This is a genomic window from Oerskovia rustica, assembly GCF_014836555.1.
GTDB lineage: Bacteria > Actinomycetota > Actinomycetes > Actinomycetales > Cellulomonadaceae > Oerskovia > Oerskovia rustica.
The window spans coordinates 1-5,567 of record NZ_JACSQQ010000066.1; the positions used below are offsets into that span (position 1 = coordinate 1).

General features: G+C 72.1%; 6 protein-coding genes. 5 read left to right on the forward strand and 1 reads right to left on the reverse strand.

All coding sequences use genetic code 11. The annotated features are described in order from the left end of the window. Positions 1-66 precede the first annotated feature (66 nt). Positions 67-618, reverse strand: coding sequence for a YceI family protein (locus H9652_RS19345; RefSeq protein ID WP_191791712.1), 552 nt, complete (start codon positions 616-618; stop codon positions 67-69). Positions 619-814: 196 nt separating this feature from the next. Between H9652_RS19345 and H9652_RS19350 the strand changes: the two genes are divergently transcribed. The 5 genes from H9652_RS19350 to resB all read left to right on the forward strand — a co-directional run bounded on the left by H9652_RS19350 (position 815) and on the right by resB (position 5,480). Further along, positions 815-1,324, forward strand: coding sequence for a MarR family winged helix-turn-helix transcriptional regulator (locus H9652_RS19350; RefSeq protein WP_191798434.1), 510 nt, complete (start codon positions 815-817; stop codon positions 1,322-1,324). A 91-nt stretch (positions 1,325-1,415) separates the two neighbouring features. After that, a complete protein-coding gene (locus tag H9652_RS19355) occupies positions 1,416-2,105 on the forward strand; it encodes a histidine phosphatase family protein (protein WP_030152035.1) in 690 nt (229 codons plus the stop codon). A gap of 52 nt (positions 2,106-2,157) precedes the next feature. Then, positions 2,158-2,775: a TlpA family protein disulfide reductase gene (locus H9652_RS19360; RefSeq protein WP_191798436.1), complete on the forward strand. Its 618-nt coding sequence runs from the start codon at positions 2,158-2,160 to the stop codon at positions 2,773-2,775. 3 nt (positions 2,776-2,778) lie between these two features. Continuing rightward, positions 2,779-3,603, forward strand: coding sequence for a cytochrome c biogenesis CcdA family protein (locus H9652_RS19365; RefSeq protein ID WP_191798438.1), 825 nt, complete (start codon positions 2,779-2,781; stop codon positions 3,601-3,603). Further along, positions 3,603-5,480: a cytochrome c biogenesis protein ResB gene (gene resB / locus H9652_RS19370; protein WP_191798440.1), complete on the forward strand. Its 1,878-nt coding sequence runs from the start codon at positions 3,603-3,605 to the stop codon at positions 5,478-5,480. The genes H9652_RS19365 and resB overlap by 1 nt, the downstream gene beginning before the upstream one ends. Positions 5,481-5,567 lie beyond the last annotated feature (87 nt).

The following is a 5,567-nucleotide window of genomic DNA, read 5'->3' on the forward strand; positions in this document are numbered from 1 at the left end:
GGGCCCCCCGGGCTCCTGGCGTACCGGTCCGCGTCAGGGACGCGGAGGCCGGTCAGGGGCGGAGGCTCAGGCCTGCTTGATCGCCGAGAGGTCGAGCGCGATCTTGATCTTGTCGCCGACGAGCACGCCGCCGGCCTCGAGGGCCACGTTCCAGGTCAGGCCGAACTCCTTGCGGGAGATCTCGGTCTCGGCCTCGAACCCGGCGCGCGAGTTGCCGTACGCGTCGACGGCGGTGCCCGTGAACTCGGTCTCGAGCTTGACCGGCTTGGTCACGCCGTTGATGGTCAGGTCGCCCGCGATGACGAAGTCGTCGTCGTCGGCCTCGACGGCGGTCGAGACGAAGTTCCAGGTGGGGTTCTTCTCGGCGTCCCAGAAGTCGGCCGACTGGAGGTGGCCGTCGCGCCCTGCGTCGCCGGTGTTGACGGACTTGGCGTCGATCGCCGCGACGACGTTGGACGACTCGACGTCGTCACCGATGTTCAGCGTGCCCTCGGCGATCGCGAGCGAGCCGCGGACCTTGGAGATGCCTGCGTGGCGGACCGTGAAGGTCGCCTGCGAGTGCGAGGGGTCGATCGCGTAGGTGCCTGCGGTCAGTCCGGCGGGAAGGGTCGTGGCCATGGGTGTTCTCCTGTGGAAGTCGTGGTGCGTGTGCGTCAGGCGCGCCGTCCGACGAGCCATTAGTTGAAGATTCAACTTCATACGATCGCATCAACGCAAGCCCCCGTCCCTCTATTCCCTGGTGAGCGAACCTGTTCCCGGATGGGAGACTGGGGCGGTTGTTCGGACGGTGGGGGCGTGGCGGATGAAGGCGGAGATGACGGTTCAGCAGGACAGGCGCGCGGTCGCGCCGCAGGACGCACCCTGGCTCGACGAGGGCCAGCAGCACTCGTGGCGCCAGTACCTCGACGGCACGGCGCGGTTCGTCGAAGCCCTGAGCAGGGACCACGAGGAGCACTCGGGCCTCACGCTCGGCGAGTACGAGCTGCTCGTGCGGCTCTCCGAGGCCCGCGACCACACCATGCGGATGTCGGCCCTCGCCGACGGCCTCGCCCGGTCCCGGTCCCGCGTCACGCACACCGTCCACCGTATGGAACAGCGCGGGCTCGTCCGCCGGTCCGCGAGCGAGACCGACCGTCGCGGTGTGAACTGCGTCATGACCGACGCGGGCTACGCCGAGCTCGTCGCCTCCGCGCCAGGCCACGTGCGGGCCGTTCGCCGCTTCATGGTCGACGTCCTGACCCCCGAGCAGTTCCGCAACCTCGGCGAGGCCATGGCTGCGATCGCCGAGGCCTGCCGGGTCGTGGACGAGCGCGAGAACCAGTAGTCCGGGACTTCCCGGCGCCCGGCGGGCCTGTGTCCGGGAGCACGCCGCCCCGGTGCACCGCGCGCGGAAGAACTTTGGGACACTGGTCCCCATGGTCGCAACCACGGTCCACCTCATGCGTCACGGTGAAGTCTTCAACCCGGACGGCATCCTCTACGGTCGAATCCCCGGCTACCACCTCTCGGAGCTCGGGCACACGATGGCGCGTCGCGTCGCGGGACACCTGTCGGGCAAGCCTGCAGAGGGCGCGCCCGCGCTGCCCGACGACGTCGCCCCCGAGCCCTTCGACGTCGCCCTGGTCATCGCGTCCCCGCTCCAGCGGGCGCAGGAGACCGCGACGCCCGTCGCGGAGGCCTTCGGGCTGCCGCTCGGGACGGACGAGCGCCTCATCGAGGCCGGCAACCACTTCGAGGGGATGAAGTTCGGCGTGGGCGACGGCTCGCTGCGCCACCCGGGCCACTGGCCCTACCTGTGGAACCCGATGCGTCCGTCGTGGGGCGAGCCCTACAAGCAGCAGGTCGCGCGCATGCACGCCGCGATCCACGACGCCCGCGCCCAGGCCGAGGGGCGCGAGGTCGTGCTCGTCAGCCACCAGCTCCCGATCTGGATCTCCCGCCTGGCCTTCGAGGGCAAGCGCCTGTGGCACGACCCGCGCAACCGCCAGTGCTCGCTCGCGTCGCTCACGTCGCTGCGCTTCGACGGCGACCGCCTCGTCGGCATCCACTACACCGAGCCGGTCGCGGACCTGCTGCCCGGTGCCGCGAAGGTCTCGGGCGCGTGAGGCACCAGCCGCTTCTCAGGTTGTGCCCAGGCAGGTGGGAGACAGTGCTGCCATGATCCGCCCCTTCCGTGCCCGGCAGGGTCGCGCCCGCGCGACCTCCGGGATCGTCGCTCTCGTCTCGCTCGGCCTGGTCCTGTCCGCCTGCTCCCAGGAGTCGGGGGCCACGAGCCCCGACGACGTCGTGGGCCAGGGCTACGTCTCGGGCGACGGCTCGGTCAAGACGTGGGACGTCTCCGACCGGGACGAGCCCGTGGTCCTGACCGGCACGGACTACGAGGGCGGCGCGGTCGACACCTCGCAGTGGCTGGGCGACGTCGTCGTCATCAACACCTGGTACGCCTCGTGCGCCCCCTGCCGGGCCGAGGCGCCGGACCTGGTCGCGCTCGCGAACGACCGCGCGGCCGACGGGGTGCACCTGCTCGGCATCAACAGCACCGACGACGCCGGGGCCGCGCTCGCGTTCGAGCGCACGTTCGAGGTGCCCTACCCCTCGATCGAGGACACGCGCGGCGAGGCCATCGCGACGCTCGAGGGCTCCGTCCCGCTCCAGGCCGTGCCGACGACCGTCGTGCTCGACCGCGAGGGCCGGGTCGCCGCGCGCGTCATCGGGCGCGCCGAGGGCTCGACGCTCGGCGCCCTCGTCGACGACCTGCTCGCCGAGAGCGCCTGACGCATGGGTCCCCTCTCGTTCGCCGGCGACGTCGGCAGCACGTTCGCCACGACCGCGTTCAGCGGCTCGATGCTGCTCGCCGTGCCCGTCGCCATCCTCGCGGGGCTCGTGTCGTTCGCCTCGCCCTGCGTCCTGCCCCTCGTCCCCGGCTACGTCGGCTACGTGAGCGGGCTCGCGGCCGCCAACGCCGGGGCGACCGGCACGCGTGCGGGTGGCGGAGGAACCGCCCTGAAGACGGCCCGGACCACCGGGCGGTGGCGCGTCGTGACCGGCGTGGGCCTGTTCGTCGCGGGCTTCACGCTCGTGTTCGTGCTGCTCATGGTGGCTGCGGGCGCCGTGGGCGTGTACGTCAAGGAGTGGGAGGACGTCATCACGCGTGTCCTCGGGGTCGTCGTGATCCTCATGGGCTTCGCGTTCATGGGCGCCATGCCGTTCCTCCAGCGGGACCGTCGCCTCCACGTGAGCCCCACCGCCGGACTGTGGGGGGCACCCCTGCTCGGCATCGTGTTCGGCCTCGGCTGGGCGCCGTGCATCGGCCCGACCCTCACGGCCGTCGTGGCGCTCTCGCTCGACGAGGCCACGGCCGGCCGCGGCGCGATCCTGGGGATCGCCTACAGTCTCGGCCTGGGCATCCCGTTCCTGCTCATCGGGATCGGGCTCGAGCGCTCCAAGAAGGCCGTGGCCTTCCTCCGCCGCCACCGCGTCGCGATCATGCGCATCGGCGGCGGCATGCTCATCCTCATCGGCCTGGCCCTCGTGACGGGCGTCTGGGGCACCTGGACCGCGCGCCTCAGCGGGCTCATCACCGGCTTCGAGACGGTGATCTGATGAGCGACAAGGACCTGTACCGCCCCGAGGGCATCGACGACGCCTACAGCCACCCCGAGCCCGAGGCGAGCACCGCCGAGGAGGAGACCGCGCCCGCGCGGGGGGCGGCGCCGTCGGGCCGGAAGAGGCGCACGAAGACCGCCGATGCCGACACCCCCGGCGGCCCCACCCCACAGCTCCCCGCGCTCGGCCTGCGCGGCACGCTGCGCTGGACGTGGCGCCAGGTGACCAGCATGCGCGTCGCGCTCATGCTGCTCATGCTGCTCGCCGTCGCCGCCGTCCCCGGCTCGGTGCTGCCCCAGCGCCCCCAGGACCCGGCCGCCGTCCTGACGTACCTCCAGGACAACCCCGGCACGGGCGAGTGGCTCGACCGGCTCGGGTTCTTCGACGTCTACGCGTCGGTGTGGTTCTCCGCGATCTACATCCTGCTGTTCGTCTCGCTCGTGGGCTGCATCCTGCCGCGCACCAAAGCGCACCTGCAGGCCGTGCGCAACCGCCCGCCGCGGACACCACGCCGCTTCGACCGCTTCCCGGCCAAGGCCGAGACGTCCAGCACCGCGACGCCCGACGAGGTCGTGGACGCGGCGGTGAAGCACCTGCGTGGTCGGCTGCGCTGGCTGCCGACGTTCCGCGTCGACGTCGGGACAGAGCCCGCCGACCCGGCCCGTGGCCTGCCCGAGCGGCGCACGGTCGCGGCTGAGCGCGGCTACCTGCGCGAGACCGGGAACCTCGTCTTCCACCTGTCGCTGCTCGGGCTGCTCGTGGCGGTCGCCACGGGCCAGCTCCTGCACTTCCGCGGCCAGGCGATCATCACCGAGGGGCGCGGGTTCGCGAACGCGGTCGTCGACTACGACACGTTCGAGAACGGCTCGCTGTTCAGCCCCTCCTCGCTCGTCCCGTTCTCCATGACGCTCGACTCGTTCGACGCGCAGTTCGCGATGGACGCCGTGGCGTTCGCGCAGTCGCGCGACTTCACGGCCCACGTCACGGTGCGCGACCCCGACGGCACGTCCCAGCAGGAGCAGATCAAGGTCAACCACCCCATCGTGGCGGGCGGCGCCAAGATCTACCTCCAGGGCAACGGCTACGCGCCCGAGATCACCATCCACGACGCCGAGGGCCAGGTCGCGTTCGCCGGTCGCGTGCCCTTCCTGCCCGAGGACACCATGTACACCTCGCGGGGGGTCGTGAAGGTGCCCGACACGTCGCCGGGCCTCGACCAGATCGGGCTGGTCGGGTACTTCCTGCCCACGGCCGAGGTCGACGAGGTGGGCGCGCGCTCGACCTTCCCGCAACCGATCAACCCGCTGCTCGTCCTCGAGGTCTACCGGGGCGACCTGGGGCTCGACGAGGGCCTGCCGCAGAACGTGTACCGCCTCAACACCGACACGCTCACGCCCTCGGTCGACGCCGAGGGGGAGCGTGTCCGGGTGCTCGTCGCCCCGGGTGAGACCGTCGACCTGCCCGACGGCCTGGGCACCATCACGCTCGCCGAGGGCGAGGTCCCGCGCTACGTCGCGCTCGACCTGCGCCACGACCCGGCGCTCGTCTGGATCCTCGTCTTCGCGCTCGGTGCGCTCGGCGGGCTCGCCGTCTCGCTCTTCACGCCGCGCCGTCGCGTCTGGCTGCGCGTGTGGAGCGAGGAGCCGCCCGACGGCGCCACGCCCGCACGGCGTACCGTCGTGAGTGTCGCGGGCCTCGCCCGCGGTGACGACGCGGGCCTCCAGGGCGAGGTCGACCGCGTGGTGGAGTCGCTGCCTGGCACCCCGCCCACGACCGACCCACCCGCCGAGCGCCCCGCTGCGCCACGCACCCCGTCCTCCCCCCGCTCGACCGGTCAGGCTCGCACCGACCGACCACGAAAGGCTGACCGATGACCGTTGCCGACCTGAGCTCCGACCTGGTGTGGGCGGCCGCGACCGCCCTCACGGTCGCGTTCGTCGCGTTCGCGATCGACCTGTCCC

Excerpts from the sequence above, each read along its gene's own strand:
- H9652_RS19345 (WP_191791712.1), bottom strand. The coding sequence starts at position 618 with ATGGCCACGACCCTTCCCGCCGGACTGACCGCAGGCACCTACGCGATC.
- H9652_RS19350 (WP_191798434.1), top strand. The coding sequence starts at position 815 with ATGACGGTTCAGCAGGACAGGCGCGCGGTCGCGCCGCAGGACGCACCC.
- H9652_RS19355 (WP_030152035.1), top strand. The coding sequence starts at position 1,416 with ATGGTCGCAACCACGGTCCACCTCATGCGTCACGGTGAAGTCTTCAAC.
- H9652_RS19360 (WP_191798436.1), top strand. The coding sequence starts at position 2,158 with ATGATCCGCCCCTTCCGTGCCCGGCAGGGTCGCGCCCGCGCGACCTCC.
- H9652_RS19365 (WP_191798438.1), top strand. The coding sequence starts at position 2,779 with ATGGGTCCCCTCTCGTTCGCCGGCGACGTCGGCAGCACGTTCGCCACG.
- resB (WP_191798440.1), top strand. The coding sequence starts at position 3,603 with ATGAGCGACAAGGACCTGTACCGCCCCGAGGGCATCGACGACGCCTAC.